This window comes from Mycobacterium sp. PDNC021, assembly GCF_048282635.1.
Classification (GTDB): domain Bacteria; phylum Actinomycetota; class Actinomycetes; order Mycobacteriales; family Mycobacteriaceae; genus Mycobacterium; species Mycobacterium llatzerense.
In genome coordinates this window covers 1,202,234-1,222,859 of sequence record NZ_CP182502.1, presented here as the reverse complement: position 1 = coordinate 1,222,859, position 20,626 = coordinate 1,202,234, and the positions used below count along the sequence as shown (strand labels likewise).

The following is a 20,626-nucleotide window of genomic DNA, read 5'->3' as shown; positions in this document are numbered from 1 at the left end:
TGGTTGGTGTTCCCTAGTGTTCGTCCGACGATGCCATGAGGTACCGACAAAAATCTGTGCAATATATCCGCGCGGCCTGACTCACCCCGGCCACCGTCATTGCCCCAAGGCGTTCTGCATGGCCCCGGCCAGTACGTTGACCGCAGGACCGGCGTTGCCGGATTGGCAGACTTTCGCCTGCAGCAGAACGTTCTCCCGCAGCCGGGTCTGCACGAAACAACGCCGATCGGTGTCTGCCTCCTGCTTGACCCAGGCGACGTCGGTCGGGCCGGCCGGTGCGCCCGCGAAACTCCAGACCTCGGTCCGGCCGTCCTCGAGGTGCATCGCGGTGGTCTGCCCCGAACATCCGACGGTCCGGTCGACGACCCGGTGGAACGCGCGTGCAGCCGCCTCGGACGTGGCGAAGACGCCCACCGCCTGCTTGGCCGAGTGCCTGTCGTCGGTGGCCGTCGTCTGCGCCACGGCTCCGTTGAACGACGCCAGGTCGGGGTCGCCGTACACCTCGGGCAGCCCGATGTCGCCCCAGTTGTTGCACACCGGGAGGTCGACGAAGAAGCCCTGGTACGGCGTGGTGAAAGTGGACTCCCAGCCCATCGGGGCGCCGACCACATTGCCGACCGAGCCCTTGCCCAGGACCGCGTACGACACCGGGGTCCGACGGTCTGGCGGCCGCGGTCGGCGCCAGGGCGAGTGCAGCGGTGACGCAGGCTGTGAACCAGATCGGGCGCGCAGTCATGGTTCCGATGATGCCAGTTGCGGCCGGCGTGACCAGTCGCGTGATGTCAGCCGGTCAACCGGGCTGTGGCCCCCGCATCGACCGGCAGCACCGTCCCGGTGATGTGGGTGCTGTCGGGGTGCGCCAAGAACATCACCGCGCGGGTGATTTCCGCCGCCTTCAGGAAGGGGACCGGCTGAAGATGCAACGAGGCAAACACCGATTCGACGTCGGCCAACGTCGGTTGTGCCAGATCGGGACGCATGGCTCCGAACAGCGCATCGTTGAAGGTCATCGGAGTTTCGACGTTGCCGGGCGCCACGGCATTGACGGTGATGCCGTACCCGGCCAAATCGTGCGCGGCGACCTTGGTCAGCCCGATCACGCCCCATTTGGACGCGGCGTACGCGGCCTGCGCGAAATTGCCGCTGCGGCCCAGCATCGAGGACACGGTGACGATCCGGCCGAACCCGCGCGCGATCATCCCCGGCGCCACCGCGGCGATCGTGTTGAACGTGCCGGTCAGGTTGGAGCCGATCACTTCATCCCACTGCGCCGACGGAACATCGGGCAGCATCGCGATCGCACTGACGCCGGCATTGGTGACGGCGATGTCCAAGTGCCCGAACTCCGACTCGACGCGGGCCACGAACTGCTCCAGCGCGCCCCTGTCGGCTGTCGACAGTTTTGCTGTCAGACAACGCCTTCCGGTTGCCTCGACGAGTTCCGCAGTGGTGGCCAGATCCGCGTCCGTCGCCAACGGGTACGCGATCTGCTCGTTGTTCTCGCACCGGTCACAGATGGCGATGTCCGCACCTGCTTCGGCAAGTGCCACCGCGTGCGATCGGCCCATTCCTCGTGCCCCGCCGGTGATCAGCGCAACGCGGCCAGCAAAGTCGCCCATGTTTCTCCTAATCCGAGTCCGGCTTGCCGGTGACCACGCAGTGGGTATGGCTGTAGATGGTGGGCATGCACAGATTGCAGTGTGTGCAGCCCGATCTCACGGTTTTGTCGGCCTGGATACGGCCCAGCAGGTCGGGTTCAGCCAGCAGAGCCCGACCCATCGCGACGAACTCGAACCCCTCGGCCATGGCCAGGTCCATGGTCTCGCGGTTGGTGATCCCACCCAACAAAATCAACGGCATCGTCAGTTCCGCGCGGAACTGACGGGCCTGCTCGAGCAGGTACGCCTCCCGATACGGGTACTCGCGGAAGAACTTGTGCCCGCTGGCCCGGATACCCCAACTCAGCGGCGGCTTGAAGTTCGCGGCGAACTCCTTGACGGGGGCATCCCCGCGGAACAGGTACATCGGATTGACCAGGGAGCTACCCGCAGTCAACTCCAACGCATCCAGCGCCCCGTCCTCCTGCAGCCATCTCGCGGTCTGCAACGACTCCTCCACGGGGATACCGCCGCGCACCCCGTCACTCATGTTGAGTTTGGCGATCACCGCGATCTGCCCACCGACGGCCTCGCGCACGGCCTGCACCGTCCCGCGGGCCACCTTGGCCCGGTTCTCGAGCGAGCCGCCGAACTCGTCGCGGCGCTTGTTGATCAGCGGGGACAGGAATGAGCTGGCGAAGTAGTTGTGGCCCAGGTGCACCTCGACGGCGTCGAAGCCGGCCTCGATCGCCAACCGCGCGGCGTTCGCGTGCGCGGCCATCACCTCATCGATATCGGCGCGAGTCGCTTTCTTGGCGAACCGCATCGACAGCGGGTTGAAGAACCGCACCGGCGCCTGCGCCCGAGCCTTGTTGGTCCGCGGGTTCGCCACCGGGCCGGCGTGCCCGATCTGCGCACTGATCGCCGCTCCCTCGGCATGCACCGCGTCGGTCAACTTCCGCAGCCCCGGGATCGCCTCCGGGCGCATCCACAACTGCCACCCATCGGTACGCCCACCCGGGGACACCGCGCAATACGCCACTGTGGTCATCCCGACCCCACCGGCCGCCGGCAACCGGTGGTAGCGGATCAGATCGTCAGTGACCAGCGCATCAGGGGTCGCCGCCTCGAATGTCGCCGCCTTGATAACCCGGTTCCGCAACGTGATCGGACCGAGCTTGGCCGGCTGGAAGGGGTCGGGTGCCATGCTTTCCGTGGTCCTTTCGGTAAGTCTTGATACCGCAACGTCTTTCGGCTCGCCCGTCGTGGCGCGTTCAACGAGTCACCTTCACCACCGCGGTCATCGGGAACCCCATTGATTAGTGATCCACTGGCACCCTAATTGAGGTTGGCGTCGATGTCACGTCGGCCCCTCGGCTCCTGTGATGATGGAAGCGTGAGCACTCAGTCAGGCCCCGGACGGCCACGCGACGCGAGCATCGACGATCGCGTCCTCGCGGCGACCCGGGAGCTCCTGTCCGAGGGCGGGTTTCAGCAATTGAGCATGCGGCTCGTCGCGCAACGCTCCGGCGTCACGCGCGCGAGCCTGGCCCGGCGCTGGCCGTCGAAGGCCGCGTTGGTGATCGACGCGGTGATGGGCACGACACCCGACCTCACGCCGTTTGCCGGAACCGATGTCTACGGCTGGATCGATTTCGTGGTTCGGGGCAGCCGCGCACTGTTCAACCACCCGGACATGAAAGCGGCGGCGCCCGATCTGAGCCTGGCCCTACTCGAGGACAAAGAGCAGGGGCGGTCGCTGTGGAATCGGTTCACCGGCCCGGCGGTCGACCTGTTCGCCGACGACGTCGACGCACAGACCGTCGACGAGCGACGCAGCGCGGAATTGGATGCGCGCGCCGTGCTGATCATGGCTGCGGGTGCGGCGATGTACGTGTCCACCATCGCCGCCGACGACGATTCCGCCGAACTCGAAGAGCGGATGGTCGAACTTCTGACGGCCGGGTATCGAGCAGTGTCAGCCAACCGCGCGACGACCGACCAACAGCCGTAGCACAGACGACAGGCCGCACCCTGTACGGGCACGGCCTGTCGCTTGATGCAGGACTGGTTGGGTCAGCGGCCGGGTTGAGCCGGGCCGGGCTGGCCGGGCGCCTGTTGTCCGGGACCGCCGGGACCTTGTCCGCCGGGACCCTGCCAGCCTCCGTTGGGTCCCTGCCAGCCGGGGCCGCCGGGGAACATCGGATGCCACATGCCACCGCCGCGCGGCCCGTTGTGCCCCTCGCGGAATTCCGACATGTCATGGCCGCGGTGGTGCTTGTGCCAGCCGTGGTGGCCACCGCCGGAATGCGAGCCGAGGATGAAGCCGGAGAAGAAGATCGTCGCGACGATGAACACGATGCCGGCGACGATGCCGACCCATGCCAGCACCTTGTTGAGCTTGCTCGGCTTGTGCTCGGCGGGCGGCGCGGCCACTGCGGTGGCCGTTGCTACGGGCGGGAAAGAGTCCGTCGGGGTATCCGGCGTCTCTGGCGTTTCTCTAGGGGTTTCGTCACTCATGTCATCGATGATCCGTCCATCAACCACTGCCGTGGCTGGGTTGCGCGTAAGAATCAGCTATGAGGCTCACGGCGCGGTAGCGTGGGCTGTGTACCGGAGCGTCGGCCGGGCTTTGGGGGCCGGCCGAAGCTCCGATATCAGAACGCGGCAGAAAAGGTGCGATGTCCAGAACCACCCTGCGCGTCGCGGCCCTCGCCTGTGGCACCACGTTGCTGCTGACCATCACCCCGGGATGTACGAAGCAGTCGGCGGTGCTCACCGGGCCGGCTCCGACGGCGTCGCCGACAGCGGCCTCGCACGCGCCGCCCGCAGGGCCTTCGACGACGACCAAGAGCAAGTCCGGGCTGCCCGTCTGTCAGCTGTCGTCGCTGCCGGCCGAGGCCGGCAGCACCGTCGATCTGATCCACCGCGGCGGGCCGTTCCCGTACTCGCGCGACGGCATCGTGTTCGGCAACTTCGAGCGCCGGCTGCCCAACCAGCAGCGCGGTTACTACCACGAGTACACCGTGCCGACGCCGGGCGCGAAGACCCGCGGCGCCCGGCGCGTCATCACCGGCGGTGAACCGCCCGCCAACCCTCCGGAGTTCTACTACACCGGAGATCACTACGAGACGTTCTGCCAGATCGGAGGAGCGTGAAGACGTTCACCGTGCGAGGTGCGCGGATCCATTCCCGCGCAGACCTTTTCACCGAGCTGGGCCACGCGGTCAATGGCACCGGCGGTTATTTCGGCAGCAATCTCGACGCGCTGGCCGACTGCCTCGGTGGCGGCTTCGGCACCCCGGACGACGAGCCGTTCCGTTTCGTGCTGACCGACAGCTCAAAAGCCAAGAAGGCCTTGGATTCCCGTACCTGGAGCGGGCTGCTCGACGTGTTCGACAGTGCCGGCATCGACTTGGTGCTGCGCTGACCGTCGCCTACGGCTTCACCGGATTCACCGCGAACTGGATGACGCGGTACGGCGCGGTGTCGCGCGGCTTGGTGTTCCACTGACTGACCAGGATGCGCAGTTCGTCGAGCGTCGAGCCCGGCGAGATGTAGCCGCCGTACGGCTGGGCCAGCTGATTGTCTTGCGGCACAGGAAGTTCGTCGGCCTGCTCCGGCCAACCGCCGGCGACGACGACGGTGGTCACGGGTGCGGCACCGAACTCGGTCGGCGCATTCGCGACCCGGACCTCCATGTTGCCGGTGCTGCTGTTGAAGTAGGACAGCACCGTCTTGCCGTCGACCTGCTTCATACTCATCTCACCGATCAGGTTGCCCCACAACGGGGTTGGCGGCTTGCCCCAGCCGGCGGCCGCGGACCAGCCCTGCCAGCTGGACCGGTCGGTGAACGACTGCGGCGTGGCCCGGTACAGGAAGGGCGCGCTGCTGCGGTCAAAGTTGTTGGCGACGATGTACACCCAGCCGCGCGGCGAGTCGGCAGTGGGCACCGGGTCGTAGTAGCCCGTGATCTGGCTCTGCGCTCCCCCGGCGTAGCCGGCCGCCCGAACGGACCCCGGCACCGTCGGCCAGGACCCGCGCGCCGGGTCGGCCTTGACCAGTCGCGAACTCGCCGGCTTCAGGTCGCGCGTGGTGGTGATCAACAGGTAGTTCTCCCGGTTGATGCTCACCACCCCGGCCGGAAGTTGAGATGTGCCAGGAACTTTGGCGTCGGCCAGCAGCGGTTTGTCGACGCCCGTGACGCCGCGGTACCGAAGTCCGTCGGGTGAGTTGATGGAGTCGGTCTCGACGTGCAGCGCGACGGGCGCGTACCAGCCGCCGAATCCGACGCCCTGTCCCGCGAAGCTGTCGCCGCAGATCTGCAGGATGCCGCTGGGGAACTCCATGAACTCGCACAGATCGGTCGCCCCGATGCCGTAATCGGCTGTCGGTGTACCGGTTCCGGCCACCGGACCGATGCGCGTCACCTCGCCGACCGTCAGCGGTTTGAGCACCGGAGTGGGCACCGGCGCAGGCGGATCAGCCTGCGCCGCAGCGACCCCGAACGCCGCCAGCAACGTCGAGATCGACGCAATGGCCGCGAGCGCGCGCAAGATCAGCGTGCAGCGAGCAGTTCGGCGATCTGAACGGTGTTGAGCGCCGCGCCCTTTCGCAGGTTGTCACCCGAGACGAACAGCGCGAGGCCACGACCGTCGGGCACGCCCGGGTCCTGGCGGATACGGCCCACCAGCGAGTCGTCGGCACCGGCGGCAGCCAGCGGCGTCGGCACGTCGACCAGCGAAACACCGGCCGCGTCGGCCAGCAGCTCCCGGGCCCGCTCCACTGAAATCGGCCGGGCGAACTCGGCATTGATCGACAGCGAGTGCCCGGTGAACACGGGCACGCGCACGCAGGTTCCGCTGACCAGAAGCTCCGGGATGCCGAGGATCTTGCGGCTCTCGTTGCGCAGCTTCTGATCCTCGTCCGTCTCACCCGAGCCGTCGTCGACGAGCGAACCGGCCAACGGGATGACGTTGAAGGCAATGGGCGCAACGTATTTCACGGGTGCCGGGAACTCCAGCGCGGATCCGTCGTGCACCAGCTGCTCGGCACCGGCGATCACTGCGCGAGCCTGCGAGGCCAGTTCGTCCACCCCAGCGAGCCCCGAACCGGACACGGCCTGGTAGCTCGACACGATGAGACGGGTCAGGCCGGCCTCGTCGTGCAGCGGCTTGAGCACCGGCATGGCGGCCATCGTGGTGCAGTTCGGGTTGGCGATGATGCCCTTGGCAAGCTGCTTGCCGCGGACGTCGCGGTCGAAGTTGACCTCCGAAACCACCAGCGGCACATCGGGATCTTTGCGCCATGCCGACGAGTTGTCGACGACGATGGCTCCGGCGGCGGCGAAGCGCGGCGCCTGCACCCGCGACATGGTCGCGCCGGCGGAGAACAGGGCGATGTCCAGACCCGACGGGTCGGCGGTCTCGCTGTTCTCGACCTCGATCTCCTGGCCGCGGAACGTCAGCTTCTTGCCCTCGGACCGCGCCGAGGCGAAGAACCGCACGCTGGTAGCCGGAAAGTCGCGCTCCTCGAGGAGCCTGCGCATGACCTGGCCGACCTGACCGGTCGCGCCCACCACACCGATGTTCACCATGACTAACGCCCTGTCCCGCCGTACACGACGGCCTCTTCTTCGCCGGCGAAGCCGAAGGCCTCGTGCAGCGCCGCGACGGCCTTGTCCAGCTCAGTGTCCTTGACCAGCACCGAGATTCGAATCTCGGAGGTGGAGATGAGGTCGATGTTGACGCCGACCTCGGCCAGCGTCTCGCAGAACTTGGCGGTGACGCCTGGGTGGCTGCGCATACCGGCGCCGACCAGCGACACCTTGCCGATGTGATCGTCGTACAGCACCTGGGAGAAACCGATCTCGTCCTTGAGCGAGGTCAGCTTCTCGACGGCGCCCGGGCCGTTCTCGCGCGAACAGGTGAAGGTTATGTCGGTCTTGCCGTCCTCCACCTTCGAGATGTTCTGCAGCACCATGTCGATGTTCACGTCGGCATCAGCAACCGCACGGAACACCTTGGCGGCATATCCCGGAACGTCGGGGACGCCGACAACGGTGACCTTCGCCTCGCTGCGGTCGTGGGCGACTCCGGTGAGGATTGCGTCTTCCATGGGGATGTCCTCGATCGATCCTTTGACAATGGTTCCGGTCTTGTTGGAGTACGACGACCGGACGTGAATCGGAACGTTGTAGCGGCGGGCGTATTCCACGCAACGCAGCATCAACACTTTGGCACCGCAGGCCGCCATCTCCAGCATCTCCTCGAAGGAGACGGTGTCCAGGTGACGGGCATTCGGCACGATGCGCGGGTCGGCGGTGAAGATGCCGTCGACGTCGGTGTAAATCTCGCAGACGTCGGCGTTCAGCGCGGCGGCCAGCGCCACGGCGGTGGTGTCCGAGCCACCGCGGCCCAGCGTGGTGACGTCCTTGCTGTCCTGGCTGACGCCCTGGAAGCCGGCGACCAGCACGATCATGCCGTCGTCGAGAGCGTCGCGCAGGCGGCCCGGGGTGACGTCGATGATCTTGGCGTTGCCGTGCGTGCCCGTGGTGATCACGCCGGCCTGCGAACCGGTGAACGATCGGGCCTGCGCGCCGAGGGACTCGATGGCCATGGCGACCAGCGCGTTCGAGATGCGCTCACCTGCGGTGAGCAGCATGTCCATCTCCCGGGCAGGTGGCGCCGGGGAGACCTGGCGGGCCAGATCCAGCAGATCATCGGTGGTGTCGCCCATGGCCGAGACCACGACGACAACGTCATTGCCGGCCTTCTTGGTTTCGACGATCCGCTCGGCGACTCGACGGATTCGCTCGGCGTCCGACACCGAGGATCCGCCGTACTTCTGGACGACGAGCGCCACTGTTCGCGTTTCCTTCTCTGAATTGGCAGCAAGCATTCGCATCAATGCTGCTCCAAGGATAAGGGAGGGCCGAAGCCAATTTTGTTGCCCGGTCGTCTGCCGGACCTGCAACGCGCGAGACGTTCGTCACTCTCGCCCGCGTCAGAAGAGGTCGGTCAGCTTCCGCTGCGCCGGGCAGGCGTCGCTCAGCGCCTTCATCTGATCGGTGATCTGCGCGTTGATCGCCGACAGCTGGTAGGCCTCGGTCGGCGCGGGGGCGCCGGGTGCCCGGCCCTGCGCGGCGATCCGGTAGGAGTCCAGCGCCGAGGCGAACTGCGACGCCAGCGTCGCCAACTGCACCGCGTTGGCCGCGACCTTGTCGCCGGTCACCTTCTGCGCCCGCTCAGCCATACCGTCGGCCCAGGCCCGGTAGGCCGTCTCTTCGGCGATGGTCGGGACCCCGCCCGAATTCTTGTCGATCTTCGACTCGATCTGCACGGCCTGGGCCTTGTTGTAATCGAGCATGTCGCGCACCGGTTTGCACTCCGGCGTCGGCCCGCGGAACTCGGTCTGCCACACCACCAGGCCGATGACGACGGCGAGCGCGACCGCGATGCCGATCTTCCAGCTGCGGTCCAGGCTCAACAACCATCTCGTCAACACGGTCGAACTGTATCGGCACAGCCAGCACCATGCCCATTACGCCTGGCCAGGAGCTTGATCCCGGACAGCGCGACCGGGTTTTGGCGAACTACTGGACGGGAGTAAACTCGCCAGTGATGTTTATCGCGCGGGTGCTCCTCCTCGGACGCCGCGACGGGGTCTGATCCGACCGGCCTCCCGTCGCGGGGGTTTGAGATGCGCCGGTCCTGACCTTCCAGGTCCCATCCAGACAGACCGGAGCAAAAAACCGTGACCACTTACTCCCCCGATTCATCTGCCGACTCCTTCTCGTCGGTACGCGCCATCACCACCCCGTCCGGCCCGCGCCGCGAAGGCCAGCCGTCGTGGAACACCCAGCGCAACTCGTCGATGCCCGTCAGCCGGTACCGCTCGTTCGCCTTGGAAGTTCCAGGGGGCGAGCCATCTACGCAGTTTGACCGCACCTGGCCCGACAAGGTCGCCACCGTCGCACCCGGTTGGTGTGCGGTCGACCTGCGCGACGGCAACCAGGCCCTGATCGACCCGATGAGCCCGGAGCGCAAGCGCCGGATGTTCGACCTGCTGGTCCGCATGGGTTACAAGGAGATCGAGGTCGGCTTCCCGTCGGCCAGCCAGACCGACTTCGACTTCGTCCGCGAGATCATCGAGCAGGGCGCGATCCCCGAGGACGTCACCATCCAGGTGCTGACGCAGTGCCGGCCCGAGCTGATCGAGCGCACCTTCGAGGCGTGCGCCGGCGCCCCGCGCGTCATCGTGCACTTCTACAACTCGACGTCGATCCTGCAGCGCCGTGTGGTGTTCCGCGCGGATCGCGAGGCCGTCAAGAAGATCGCCACCGACGGCGCGAAGCTGTGCGTCGCGGAGGCCAAGAAGTACCCGGGCACGCTGTGGCGGTTCGAGTACTCGCCCGAGTCGTACACCGGCACCGAGCTGGAGTACGCCGTCGAGGTCTGCAACGCGGTCGCCGAGATCGTGCAGCCCACTCCCGACTGGCCGCTGATCGTCAACCTGCCGGCGACCGTCGAGATGGCGACGCCCAACGTCTACGCCGACTCGATCGAGTGGATGAACCGGCACCTGGCGCCGCGCGACTCGATCATCCTGAGCCTGCACCCGCACAACGACCGCGGCGAGGGCGTCGCGGCCGCCGAGCTGGGCTACCTGGCCGGTGCCGACCGCATCGAGGGCTGCCTGTTCGGCAATGGCGAGCGCACCGGCAACGTCTGCCTGGTGACGCTGGGCCTGAACCTGTTCAGCCGCGGCGTCGACCCGCAGATCGATTTCTCGAACATCGACGAGATTCGTCGCACGGTCGAGTACTGCAACCAGCTGCCGGTGGCCGAGCGGCACCCGTACGGCGGTGACCTGGTCTACACGGCGTTCTCGGGCAGCCACCAGGACGCCATCAACAAGGGCCTGGACCAGATGAAGATCGACGCCGACGAGGCCGATCAGGACATCGACGACATCCTGTGGCAGGTGCCCTACCTGCCCATCGACCCGAAGGACGTCGGCCGCACGTACGAGGCCGTCATCCGGGTGAACTCGCAGTCCGGCAAGGGCGGCGTCGCCTACATCATGAAGGCCGATCACGGACTGGTGCTGCCGCGCCGGCTGCAGATGGAGTTCAGCCAGGCCATCCAGAAGATCACCGACGGCGAGGGCGGCGAGGTCTCCCCGAAGGTCATGTGGGACGTCTTCAACGAGGAGTACCTGGCGCCCATCACGCCGCTGGAGCGCATGCGGCAGAAGGTCGACGCGTCCGAAGAGGACGGCGGCACCGACACCATCACCGCCATCGTCAAGATCGACGGGGAAGAGCGCGAGATCGTCGGCGCCGGTAACGGCCCGCTGGCGGCCTTCACCGATGCGCTGGGTGCCGTCGGCTTCCACGTCAACGTGCTGGACTACTCGGAGCACGCCATGTCGGCCGGTGAGGAAGCGCAGGCCGCGGCCTATGTCGAGGCATCGATCGGCGGCAAGACGGTGTGGGGCGTCGGCATCGCGCCGTCGATCACCACGGCGTCGCTGCGGGCCGTCGTCTCGGCCGTGAACCGGGCCGCGCGCGGCTAACCGAAGACCGTCGCGAGCATCCGCTCGATCAGACCGGCCGGGTCCCCAAGGCCCGGCTGGTCCGCGGTGAAGGTCAGGTTGCTGTAGGCCAGGCCACCCAGTAGCCGGGCGAGTTCACCGACCTGTTCATCGGAGGGCTCCAGGCCTGCCGCTTCGAGGATGATCCGCGCGAATCGCAGTGCGCCCGATTGCATTTCGGCGATCAACGGCCTTAGCTCGGGGCGTCGCACGCCTTCGTTGAACAGTTCGTAGCGAGCCAACTGCCGACGTCCGTTGGCGCCGGCGAGATCGGTGACCATGGTCGTCATCATCGTGGCCAGGGTGTCGCGGGTGAGTGGGCCGAGGCCCGCCTGCAGAGTGCCGACGTACTGCCACTGCAGGTCGACGATGCGCTGCGCCGTCGCCTCGAGAAGCGCGCTGCGCGTGCGGAAGTAGTTGGAGGTGGTGCCGGCCGGCTCGCCGGATCGGTCGTCGACGGCACGGTGGGTCAGTCCGCCGACGCCGGCGTCGCCCAGCACCTCGATGGCGGCATCGAGAAGCCGGGCGCGTCGTTCAGGGTTGGGAGCCATTGGTTAGTTCTTGTACCGCACCCGCCACAGCATCGCCAAGAACACCGGGTAGATGGCGCACAGCAGCAGATAGCTGAACCATGGCCCGGCCATCCCGACGTAGAACGAGACGTCCTTCATGACCAGCAGCACGTACAGGTGCAGCGGGACACTCAGGCTGATGTAGGCGATGGCGGCCGTCACCGCGATCATGTGCGGCCGGTTCACGAACACCATGCGCCGTCGGGTGAGGATGCCGGTGACGGCGGCATAGGTCATCGGCACGAGCAGGATCGCGTCGGTGAGCGGTGTCATGGCGTACCGCAGTGTGGCCGCGTCACCGCAGATGACGCGGAACAGATGCAGGCAGACGCCCATGGCGATGGTCAGCATCGCCGCTTCGCGGAAGAAATAGCCGCGGCGATGGCAGGCCTGCCGAAATGATCGATGTACTACATCGGTAGTGGTTGTCATGCGCTGACATTATCACTACGAACGTAGTGGTTACAAGAGTGAGTTGCCGCAGGACGTCAGTCCGGCGCGTCCGGCCCCTCGGCCACCCGGAGCACCCGGGCGCACCAGCTGACCGCCTGCTCCGCAAAGTCTTGTGCGGTAACGGTTTTCGCCTCGTCGAGGAGCCGCTCATTGATCAGGGTCGCGACCCCGCCGACGCAGAACAGCGCCGCGTCGCAGCTCTCCCGGTCGGCGTCGCGGTCGGGCTGCAGCAAAGCCAGGATTGCGGCGGCCACACGGTGTTGCGCGATCCGGATGTGCTCGGCCACCGATTCGATATGCCGGGCATCGGTCAGGAAGATCCGCACCGCAAGCGGGTCGCTCTCGGCGTGCTCGATGAACCCCGCCAGGCCGAGCGTCAGCCGCGTCTGGACGGTCGCCGACTCGGGGGCACTCCCGCCGGCCAGCATCGCGGCGAAGGGCCCCTCCAGTACGTCGTCGATCACCGCGCCGATGAGCGCGGCCAACCCCGCGAACTGCTCATAGAAGTAGCGGTCGGTCAGTTTGGCGCGCGCCGCGACGGCCCGGACACTCAGCGCCGACAGTCCGCCCTCGCGCCACAGCGCTTCGGCCGCGTCCAGCAGCAGCCGTCGCCGATCGGCGCGTCGCTGCTCCGCGGACCTGCCGGAGTACTTACGTTCCGGCGCGCTGCCCGATCCGTTATCAGCCATCTGGCGCAACCCCTCCCCCCGACTGGCTCATGATGTCAAAATCCGAGGAAGGAAGACGGACTCCCGTTTCAAACACCATCTTCTGGCAACATTACCGACGAGTAAGGTTCAGGCTTCATCTACACAGCGGGGTGGAACATGGCAGCACAGCTCGCCGGGCAGGTCACCGTAGTGGCCGCGGCCGGAACCGAAGGCGGGGGCGCGGCCCTCGACCAGGTCCTCGGGATGTCCATCGCGACCGGCATCATCACCGCCGGCCTGTTGTGGATCGGGTATCTGCATCGGCAACGCCGCATCACCTGGCTGCAGGACCTGGCCGAGGCGGCCGGCCGCAAGATGAACCGACCCAGCTGGGTGGCCCTGCCCTCACTGCTGTTCATCTCGACGATCATCTGCGCGATGTTCGGCTTCATCTGGGACGTCAGCCTGCACATCGGCAAGGGCCGCGACGCCGGGCCGCTGGCCAACCCGGCGCACTACTTCATCCTGGTCGGTCTGTTCCTGCTGTTCATCGCCGGATCGCTGTCGATCATCCTGCCGTACGACAAGCCCGGCCCGGCCGCCATCAAGATCACCAAAACCTGGTACGCGCCCGTCGGCGGCATCCTGATGGCCGGTTGCGGCCTGTACGCGCTGATCGGTTTCCCGCTCGACGACATCTGGCACCGCATCTTCGGTCAGGACGTCACCCTCTGGGGCCCAACGCATTTGATGCTCATCGGCGGCGCGGGCCTGTCCCTGGTCGCCATGCTGCTACTGGAGCGCGAGGGCGATATCGCCATGGGCGCCGACGCACCACCCGCCCGCAACAAGGTGCTGCCGTACTTCGCCTTCGGTGGTCTGGTGATCGGCCTGTCGGTGTTCCCGGTCGAATACGACTTCGGCGTCGAACAGTTCCGGCTGGTGCTGCACCCCATGCTGATCGCCGGCGCAGCAGCCATGTCGCTGGTGGCCACGCGGCTCACACTGGGCCGGTACTCCACCTTCGGCGCCATCGCCTTCGCGCTGTTCATCCGCGGGCTCGTCGCGCTGGCCGTCGGCCCCATCCTTGGCTCGCCGTACAGCTGGTGTGCGCTCTACCTCGGCTCCGCGATCGTCGTCGAGCTGATCGGGCTGACGCCACTGGTCAACCGCCCCATCCTGTTCGGCGCCGTGGCCGGCCTGGGCGTGGGCACTGTCGGTATGTGGCTGGAGTCGTTCTGGGTCGATGCCGTGTTCCGTACCCCGTGGCCCACCAGCATGTGGGGCGAGGCGCTGGCGATGTCCACACCAGTCGCCATCTGTATGGGCATGTGCGGCGCGCTGCTGGCCGTCGTCTTGTCCGGCCAGCGCCTGCCCGCGCGTCCGATCGGTATCGCCGTCGTGGTCGCGACGGTTCTGGTCGTCGGCGGCGCCGTCGCCAACGGCCTGACCATCACCGTCCCGGAGCACGCCCGGGCGCAGATCACCCTCACCGAGGCACCGAGCCCCGCCGGTCAGCGCCTGGTGAACGCCGACATCCAGATCACGCCCACCAACCTGGTCAGCGACAACCCCGAGTGGGTCAGCCTGATGGCGTGGCAGGGCAAGCTCGCCCATGACCGCGGCCTGGTGGTCGATCATCTGAAGCAGGTCGGCCCCGGCCACTACCGGTCCACCCGGCCGATCCCGGTGTGGGGCACCTGGAAGACAGTGCTGCGCGTGCAAGATGGACGCACCATGGCCGCTGTCCCGATCTTCCTGCCCGCCGACCCCGGCATCGGCGCCGAGGAGACGCCGGCGCTCTCGACGACCCGTGACTTCATGGAGGAGATCAAGGTCCTGCAGCGTGAGCGCAACCTCGACGTGCCGTCGTGGCTGTACTCCGCGGCCTCCTTGATCGTGCTGGTGTGCTCGCTGATCCTGATCGCGTTGCTGAGTTGGGGTGCGGGACGGATCAATTCGCGTGAGCAGTTCAGCCCCGCCGAGACGAAGGAACCCGTCGGACAGCCGTGACCTATCTGGCCGATCACTCGCTATTGTTGGCACTGCCGGCGTTTGCCCCTGCGTTCGTCGTCGCCGGGGTCGTGGCCTGGGTGGCCATGAAGGATCGACGAGCAGCAGACAGCGCCGGCTCCGACGGTGACGAAACCGATTCGGAGACAGCAGTTTCGACTGATGAGGATGGTTCCGCGTGACCTTTGTGAAGACCCTCGCCGCGGCAGGCGTCGTGGCCCTGGCACTCGCCGGCTGCAGCAACAAGGAGACGGCGCCCAGCGGCTCGTCGAGCGCCTCGGCAACGGCCACAACGCAACTGAGCAACCCGCAGGCCCCGCCCGCGCGCGTCTACATCGACGTGACCATCGCCGGCGGCACCGCGACACCGCTCAACCAGCAGATCGAGGCCAAGCTGGGCCAGCCGATCATCGTCCGCGTCAACAGTGACGCCGTCGACCAGCTGCACGTGCATTCGAATCCCGAGCACACCTTCGCCATCAAAGCGGAGAAGGATCAGCAGTTCCAGTTCACCGTGGACGTGCCGGGTAAGGTCGACGTCGAACTGCACCACCTGGACAAGACCGTCGCCACCATCACGGTGCAGTGACCTCGGCCGTCCTGGCGCACGGGCTGGGCGGATCCAGTGATCTTCCGATCCCGCTGACCTACGCCCTGATCGGCGCGGCGTGGGCGTTGACGTTCACCTTCGCGGTGGTGGCGCTGGCCTGGCGCAAGCCGCGATTCGATCCCGAGACACCCGGGCGGGCATTGCCGCGCTGGGTGACGACGGCCGTGGACGCGCCCGCCACCCGATGGACGGTCGGGCTGCTGGCGCTGGCGTTCGCGGGGTGGGTCATCGTGGCGTCGATCGTCGGGCCGCCCGGCTCCGGAAACCCGCTACCCGGCGTGTTCTACGTGCTGCTGTGGGTCGGAATCGTCGCGCTGTCAGTGCTTTTCGGGCCGGTGTGGCGGGTGCTGTCTCCGGTGCGGACCATCGCCCGGCTGCTGCGACTGAGCCGGGATGCGTATCCCGCCCGCCTCGGCTACTGGCCTGCGGCCGCCGGGCTGTTCGCGTTCGTCTGGCTCGAGCTGGCCAGCCCCGACCCGGGTTCTGTTGGCGCCGTGCGTATCTGGTTACTGGCCTACCTTGCGGTGACGTTGGCCGGGGCGGCGGCGTGCGGTACCCGATGGTGCTCACATGCCGACCCGTTCGAGGTGTACAGCGTCGTGGCCTCGCGGTGTGCCCCGCTTCGGCGCAACGCCGATGGCCAGATCGCCGTCGGCAATCCGTTCAACCACCTGCCCACGCTGCCCATCCGGCCCGCGACGGTGACGGTGCTCGCGGTGCTGCTGGGCTCGACGGCCTTCGACAGTTTCTCGGCGACGCCGGCGTGGCGGGGGTTCGTCGATGCGCACACCAACGGAGCTTGGCAAGCCACGGCACTCAAAACCGTTGGGCTGGCGGTGTTTGTCACGACGGTTGCGCTGTCGTTCAGCCTCGCCGCCCGTGCCACCGGCGGGGTGGACCGGGCGCGCCGCCGGCAGCTGCCAGGATTGCTGGCGCACTCCCTCATCCCGATCGTCATCGGCTATGTGTTCGCGCATTACCTGACCTATCTCGTGGAGAAGGGCCAGCAGACCGTCTACCTGCTACTCGGCCTGCACGACGCGCGTGTCTATTACGTACTGTCCCTGCACCCTTCGGTGCTGGCCACGACCAAGGTGCTGTTCGTGGTGGCCGGGCACATCGCCGGCGTCGTCGCCGCCCACGACTGTGCGCTGCGCATCCTGCCCAAGCGGCATCAGCTCACCGGGCAGCTGGCGATGATGCTGGTGATGGTCGGCTACACGTTCACCGGGTTGTACCTGCTCTTCGGCGGCTAGCTGCCCGCCCGCTCCGCCGAGTGGCCACCTATCGCACGAATCTCCGAGATTTCCGTGTCACAGGTGGCCATTCGGCGTGAAACCTTGACATCGTCGGGGCGCGACACGAAACTGAGGACATCCGTCCTCAGATTGGGGTTTGCATGACCGCCACCGTAGAGCCGACACTCAAGCAGCTGCACGGCCGTCCGTTCGAGTCCCTCTACGACGAAATGGACTACCAGGTCAAACGCGTCGACGGGACCTTGCCGGCCGACCTGACGGGCACCCTGTTCCGCGTCGGCCCCGGAAAGTTCGAGGTCGGCGACACCGTCCTCAAGACCATGTTCGACGGCGACGGCATGGTGTCGCGGTTCGTGCTCGACGGTAAGACCGTCCGCTTCACCAACCGCTACGTCCGCACGCGCCAGTACCGCAGCGGCAACCAGATGGGCCAGCGCGGCATCACCACCAACGCCCCCACGCTGCGCGGCAATCTCCAACCGCCGGCCAACACCGGCAACACCAACATGGCCAACATCTGCGGTGACCTGCTGGCCCTGTGGGAGGGCGGCCCGCCGTACAAGATCGATCCCGACAGCCTGGAAACCCTGGGGTACAAGCGTTTTGAGGGTGATCGCTTCGGATATCTCGGGGCGTTCTCCGCACATCCCAAATGGGATCCACGCACGGGCGAGGTGTTCAACTTCGGCTTCGACCTCTTGCCCACCCCACGGCTGCGGTGCTATCGCGTGGACGCGAAAGGCCGGAATACCGAGATCAATTCACTTCCATTGTGGGACTTCGTCTGGAATCACGACTTCGCCCTCACCGAACACAACCTGGTGTTCGTCCTGGATCCGTTGCGACCCAACATCCCTACGTTTCTACGGACCCGGTCGCTGGAGCAATCCCTGAGTTACCAAGCCCGCAACGGGTCGACGCGGTTCGCCATCGTGCCGCGTGATGGCTCCAAACCTCGCGTCATCGAGCACGAACCGATGGCACATATTCACGTCACCAATGCCTTTGAAGACGGCACGGACACCGTGGTCGAGTTCGTCCGGTTCGACGACCCGGACATCTTCGGGCAGCTGGGCAAGACATGGCAGGAACCGGCGGATCCGACCAACCCACGCGCACACCTGACCATCGATCAATGGCCCTCGGGGCGGCTGTCCCGATTCCGGATCAGCAAGTCCGGGCGGGTGACCGAGACCGTGTTATCCGAAAGTGCGCCAATGGAATTCCCGCAGTACGACTGGCGTCGGTCGACGCGCGAACACAATTTCACGTACGCCGCCGCAGCCACCGAGGACGTCGGCCACTACAACGCCGTGACCAAGTTCGACCACGCCGCCGGAACGCGGACGACCTTCGATTTCGGCCTGGCCCAGACCGGCGAGCCGTTGTTCGTGCCCCGCTCCCGCACCGCTGCCGAGGACGACGGCTGGCTGCTGGTGCTCAATCACGATCTGCCGAGCCACCGTTCGCAACTGGCGATCTTCGATGCCCGCACCATCGAGGACGGCCCGCTGGCCACCGCGCATCTGGAGCACCATCTGCCGATCGGGTTCCACGGCACGTTCAGCCGGTGCATCGCGGGCTAGATTCGTCGCGCCGAAACGGCATTCCGGCAGGCCACTACTCGCACTTTCGCTGCTGGAATGCAGTTTCGGCGAAGGCTAGAACAACATGAACTGGTCGCCGGCCGGTGTCCGGTCGACGAATTCCTCGACGTCCGAGCCGCCGACCACGTGGCCGAGCAGCCCCATGAAGTCCACGTCGGAGACGAGCGGCACACCGAGCTCCCGAGCCTGGTAGCCCTTGCCCTGCGCGGGCGCCGGGTCATTGCAGATGACCAGCGAGGTCTGCGCATCGACGCTGTCGGAGTAGGACAGTCCGGCGTGCACGATGCGCTCGATCACTTCTTCGTGGGTGCGCAGCATCTCGCCCGACAGCGCCACCCGCATGCCCTGCACCAACGGCTGTCCCGGCACGAATCGGCCGGGGTTGGCATAGGCGCATGGGAGCCGGGAAGCCAGGACCTTCAGCGGCCGGAGTTCATCGTGGGTGATGGCGCCGCTGGGCCAGCGCTTGCGGCCCACGTTGCGGATCGGCAGCCAACGCCGGTGCTCGCGCGCGGCGGCCAGCGCCGGCTTGAGGATTTGGGCCAGCACCATGGCGTCGTCCAGGGCATCGTGCGGGCGGATCTGCGTCGCGCCGTAGTGGGTCGCCAGGGTCTCCAAACGCAGGTTCTCGGTGCCCAGGTTGAGGCGGCGGGTCAGCTCGACAGTGCACATGACGTTGTCGACGGGCAGCACGGCGCCGACGCGCTCGCATTCGGCAGCCAGGAAGGCGTAGTCGAAGCCGGCATTGTGGGCGACCAGAGTACGGCCGGACAGCACGGCGGCCAGATCGCCGACGACCTCACCGAAGGTCGGCTGGCCGGCCAGCATCTCGGGGGTCAGCCCGTGCACGTGTGTGGGGCCGGGATCGACGCCCGGATTGAGCAGGCTGCTGAACGAGTGCTCGACGTTCCCGTCGTCCCCGAGGGCCAGCGCCGCGACGCTGATGACCCGGGCGTGCCCGGGATCGAAACCCGACGTCTCGACGTCGACGACAGCCCAACCCGCGCCCGGCTCGGTGGCCGGTCGGCCCCAGCCGAGGTTGGTTTCGTCCACGTGGCAAGGATGGCACGGCCCCCTGACAGATTCGGTGGGCACCGCAGCGTGTCGCGGCCCGAATCAGGCGATGCTCTCCGTCGACGACGTGGTCGCGGCTATCGTCACGGTCATGACCACGATCGACCCCGACGCCCCCGTCCTCGTCACGGGCGCCAGCGGGTACATCGGCAGCTGGATCGTCCGCTACCTCCTCGAAGCCGGTCACACCGTGCACGGCACGGTGCGCAATCCGCAGAAGCCAACCGGCCTGGAGCACCTGCACAAGCTGTCGGCCGACCATCCCGGCAAGCTCAAACTGTTCAAGGCGGACCTGCTCGATACCGGCAGCTTCGACGAGGCGATGGCCGGCTGCGAGCTCGTCATGCACACCGCGTCGCCGTTCCTGCTGCAGGGCGTCACCGATGCGGCCGAGGCGCTCGTCCGCCCGGCGCTCGAGGGCACCCGCAACGTGCTGGATTCGGTCAACCGCACCGAGAGCGTCAAGCGCGTGGTGCTGACCAGCAGCGTGGTGGCCATATACGGCGATGCCCGTGAATCACGCGAGGTGCCCGGCGGCGTCTTCACCGAGGACCAGTGGAACACCACCAGCAGCGTCGACCACCAGCCGTATTCGTATTCGAAGACCGTGGCCGAGCAAGAGGCCTGGCGGTACCAGCAGGCGCAGGACCGCTGGGACCTGGTCACCATCCACCCGGGCCTGGTGCTCGGGCCGTCGCTGACCAGCGCCAGCGACTCGGCCAGCCTGGCCACCATGAAGCAGTTCGCCGACGGCACCATGCTGACCGGCGCGCCGGAGCTGACCTCCGGCATCGTGGATGTCCGCGATGTCGCCGACGCCCACGTGCGCGCCGGCTTCACCCCCACGGCGCACGACCGCTACCTCGTCAACGCCGCCTCGCTGAGCCTGCTGGAGATCGGCCAGATCCTGCGCGGCAAGTTCGGCGTGCTGTATCCGTTCCCCTGGCTGAACGTGCCCAAGGTGGCCGTGAAGGCCGTCGCGCCGGTCATCGGGTTGACGCGCGAGTTCGTCGACACCAACGTCGGCTACCCGTTGGTCTTCGACGCCAGCCGCAGCCAGAGCGAGCTCGGGCTGGTGTACCGGCCCATCGAGCAGACCGTCACCGACCACTTCCAGCAGATGCTCGATGACGGCATCGTGCGGCGGCGGCCCAGCATCCGTCTGCCATAGGAGCGCGAGTGGGCGCCCTCAC

The 20,626-nt window shown here is 67.0% G+C and carries 21 protein-coding genes and 1 pseudogene; 10 read left to right on the top strand and 12 right to left on the bottom strand.

Annotated features, from left to right (window positions below; translation table 11 throughout):
- Positions 1 to 96 precede the first annotated feature (96 nt).
- The 3 genes and pseudogenes from ACNO8X_RS05600 to ACNO8X_RS05590 form a co-directional block, all read right to left on the bottom strand.
- Positions 97 to 651 (bottom strand): annotated as a pseudogene (locus ACNO8X_RS05600) (sensor domain-containing protein); the annotation flags it as partial.
- A 131-nt stretch (positions 652 to 782) separates the two neighbouring features.
- Positions 783 to 1,619, bottom strand: coding sequence for a mycofactocin-coupled SDR family oxidoreductase (locus ACNO8X_RS05595; RefSeq protein WP_418004506.1), 837 nt, complete (start codon positions 1,617 to 1,619; stop codon positions 783 to 785).
- A 7-nt stretch (positions 1,620 to 1,626) separates the two neighbouring features.
- Positions 1,627 to 2,805, bottom strand: a complete 1,179-nt coding sequence (locus ACNO8X_RS05590; protein WP_418004505.1) for an NADH:flavin oxidoreductase — start codon at positions 2,803 to 2,805, stop codon at positions 1,627 to 1,629.
- Positions 2,806 to 2,994: 189 nt separating this feature from the next.
- On the opposite strand from ACNO8X_RS05590, the gene ACNO8X_RS05585 reads away from it, so the two are divergent.
- Positions 2,995 to 3,612, top strand: coding sequence for a TetR/AcrR family transcriptional regulator (locus tag ACNO8X_RS05585; protein ID WP_418004504.1), 618 nt, complete (start codon positions 2,995 to 2,997; stop codon positions 3,610 to 3,612).
- A gap of 62 nt (positions 3,613 to 3,674) precedes the next feature.
- On the opposite strand, the gene ACNO8X_RS05580 is transcribed toward ACNO8X_RS05585, so the two are convergent.
- Positions 3,675 to 4,034: a hypothetical protein gene (locus ACNO8X_RS05580; protein ID WP_418004503.1), complete on the bottom strand. Its 360-nt coding sequence runs from the start codon at positions 4,032 to 4,034 to the stop codon at positions 3,675 to 3,677.
- Positions 4,035 to 4,369: 335 nt separating this feature from the next.
- On the opposite strand from ACNO8X_RS05580, the gene ACNO8X_RS05575 reads away from it, so the two are divergent.
- Complete coding sequence (locus tag ACNO8X_RS05575; RefSeq protein WP_418005790.1) at positions 4,370 to 4,756, top strand: ribonuclease domain-containing protein; 387 nt, start codon at positions 4,370 to 4,372, stop codon at positions 4,754 to 4,756.
- Entirely contained in the window at positions 4,753 to 5,028 is a 276-nt protein-coding gene (locus tag ACNO8X_RS05570; protein WP_418004502.1) for a barstar family protein, read from the top strand. Before ACNO8X_RS05575 ends, ACNO8X_RS05570 begins: the two co-directional genes overlap by 4 nt.
- 7 nt (positions 5,029 to 5,035) lie before the next feature.
- On the opposite strand, the gene ACNO8X_RS05565 is transcribed toward ACNO8X_RS05570, so the two are convergent.
- The 4 genes from ACNO8X_RS05565 to ACNO8X_RS05550 all read right to left on the bottom strand — a co-directional run bounded on the left by ACNO8X_RS05565 (position 5,036) and on the right by ACNO8X_RS05550 (position 9,104).
- On the bottom strand, positions 5,036 to 6,127 hold the full coding sequence (locus ACNO8X_RS05565) for a DUF4185 domain-containing protein (protein WP_418005789.1): 1,092 nt from the start codon (positions 6,125 to 6,127) through the stop codon (positions 5,036 to 5,038).
- A gap of 29 nt (positions 6,128 to 6,156) precedes the next feature.
- Positions 6,157 to 7,194 (bottom strand): aspartate-semialdehyde dehydrogenase, encoded by a 1,038-nt coding sequence (locus tag ACNO8X_RS05560; protein WP_418004501.1) that lies wholly within the window; start codon positions 7,192 to 7,194, stop codon positions 6,157 to 6,159.
- Positions 7,195 to 7,196: 2 nt separating this feature from the next.
- Entirely contained in the window at positions 7,197 to 8,462 is a 1,266-nt protein-coding gene (locus ACNO8X_RS05555) for an aspartate kinase (RefSeq protein WP_418004500.1), read from the bottom strand.
- Positions 8,463 to 8,603: 141 nt separating this feature from the next.
- Complete coding sequence (locus ACNO8X_RS05550) at positions 8,604 to 9,104, bottom strand: hypothetical protein (protein WP_260971830.1); 501 nt, start codon at positions 9,102 to 9,104, stop codon at positions 8,604 to 8,606.
- A 249-nt stretch (positions 9,105 to 9,353) separates the two neighbouring features.
- Here ACNO8X_RS05550 and leuA point away from each other — a divergent pair, with 249 nt between their 5' ends.
- Positions 9,354 to 11,177, top strand: coding sequence for a 2-isopropylmalate synthase (gene leuA, locus ACNO8X_RS05545; RefSeq protein WP_418004499.1), 1,824 nt, complete (start codon positions 9,354 to 9,356; stop codon positions 11,175 to 11,177).
- Here leuA and ACNO8X_RS05540 read toward each other — a convergent pair.
- The 3 genes from ACNO8X_RS05540 to ACNO8X_RS05530 are packed head-to-tail and all read right to left on the bottom strand — an operon-like array spanning position 11,174 to position 12,909.
- Entirely contained in the window at positions 11,174 to 11,746 is a 573-nt protein-coding gene (locus ACNO8X_RS05540) for a TetR/AcrR family transcriptional regulator (protein WP_418004498.1), read from the bottom strand. The two genes, leuA and ACNO8X_RS05540, sit on opposite strands and share 4 nt — an antisense overlap.
- 3 nt (positions 11,747 to 11,749) lie before the next feature.
- Positions 11,750 to 12,199 (bottom strand): hypothetical protein, encoded by a 450-nt coding sequence (locus ACNO8X_RS05535; RefSeq protein WP_418004497.1) that lies wholly within the window; start codon positions 12,197 to 12,199, stop codon positions 11,750 to 11,752.
- Positions 12,200 to 12,255: 56 nt separating this feature from the next.
- The gene (locus tag ACNO8X_RS05530) at positions 12,256 to 12,909 is read right to left on the bottom strand and encodes a TetR/AcrR family transcriptional regulator (RefSeq protein WP_418004496.1); all 654 of its coding nucleotides are present in this window, start codon (positions 12,907 to 12,909) and stop codon (positions 12,256 to 12,258) included.
- A 138-nt stretch (positions 12,910 to 13,047) separates the two neighbouring features.
- On the opposite strand from ACNO8X_RS05530, the gene ACNO8X_RS05525 reads away from it, so the two are divergent.
- The 5 genes from ACNO8X_RS05525 (at position 13,048) to ACNO8X_RS05505 (ending at position 18,338) form a co-directional block, all read left to right on the top strand.
- The gene (locus tag ACNO8X_RS05525) at positions 13,048 to 14,883 is read left to right on the top strand and encodes a hypothetical protein (protein WP_418004495.1); all 1,836 of its coding nucleotides are present in this window, start codon (positions 13,048 to 13,050) and stop codon (positions 14,881 to 14,883) included.
- Entirely contained in the window at positions 14,880 to 15,065 is a 186-nt protein-coding gene (locus ACNO8X_RS05520) for a hypothetical protein (RefSeq protein ID WP_418004494.1), read from the top strand. The genes ACNO8X_RS05525 and ACNO8X_RS05520 overlap by 4 nt, the downstream gene beginning before the upstream one ends.
- Positions 15,062 to 15,472, top strand: a complete 411-nt coding sequence (locus ACNO8X_RS05515; RefSeq protein ID WP_418004493.1) for a hypothetical protein — start codon at positions 15,062 to 15,064, stop codon at positions 15,470 to 15,472. The genes ACNO8X_RS05520 and ACNO8X_RS05515 overlap by 4 nt, the downstream gene beginning before the upstream one ends.
- Entirely contained in the window at positions 15,469 to 16,749 is a 1,281-nt protein-coding gene (locus ACNO8X_RS05510; protein WP_418004492.1) for a hypothetical protein, read from the top strand. The genes ACNO8X_RS05515 and ACNO8X_RS05510 overlap by 4 nt, the downstream gene beginning before the upstream one ends.
- A 143-nt stretch (positions 16,750 to 16,892) precedes the next feature.
- The gene (locus tag ACNO8X_RS05505) at positions 16,893 to 18,338 is read left to right on the top strand and encodes a carotenoid oxygenase family protein (protein ID WP_418004491.1); all 1,446 of its coding nucleotides are present in this window, start codon (positions 16,893 to 16,895) and stop codon (positions 18,336 to 18,338) included.
- 75 nt (positions 18,339 to 18,413) lie between these two features.
- On the opposite strand, the gene ACNO8X_RS05500 is transcribed toward ACNO8X_RS05505, so the two are convergent.
- On the bottom strand, positions 18,414 to 19,412 hold the full coding sequence (locus ACNO8X_RS05500; protein WP_418004490.1) for a DEDDh family exonuclease: 999 nt from the start codon (positions 19,410 to 19,412) through the stop codon (positions 18,414 to 18,416).
- A gap of 112 nt (positions 19,413 to 19,524) precedes the next feature.
- Between ACNO8X_RS05500 and ACNO8X_RS05495 the strand changes: the two genes are divergently transcribed.
- Complete coding sequence (locus ACNO8X_RS05495; protein ID WP_418004489.1) at positions 19,525 to 20,604, top strand: SDR family oxidoreductase; 1,080 nt, start codon at positions 19,525 to 19,527, stop codon at positions 20,602 to 20,604.
- Positions 20,605 to 20,626: the final 22 nt, after the last annotated feature.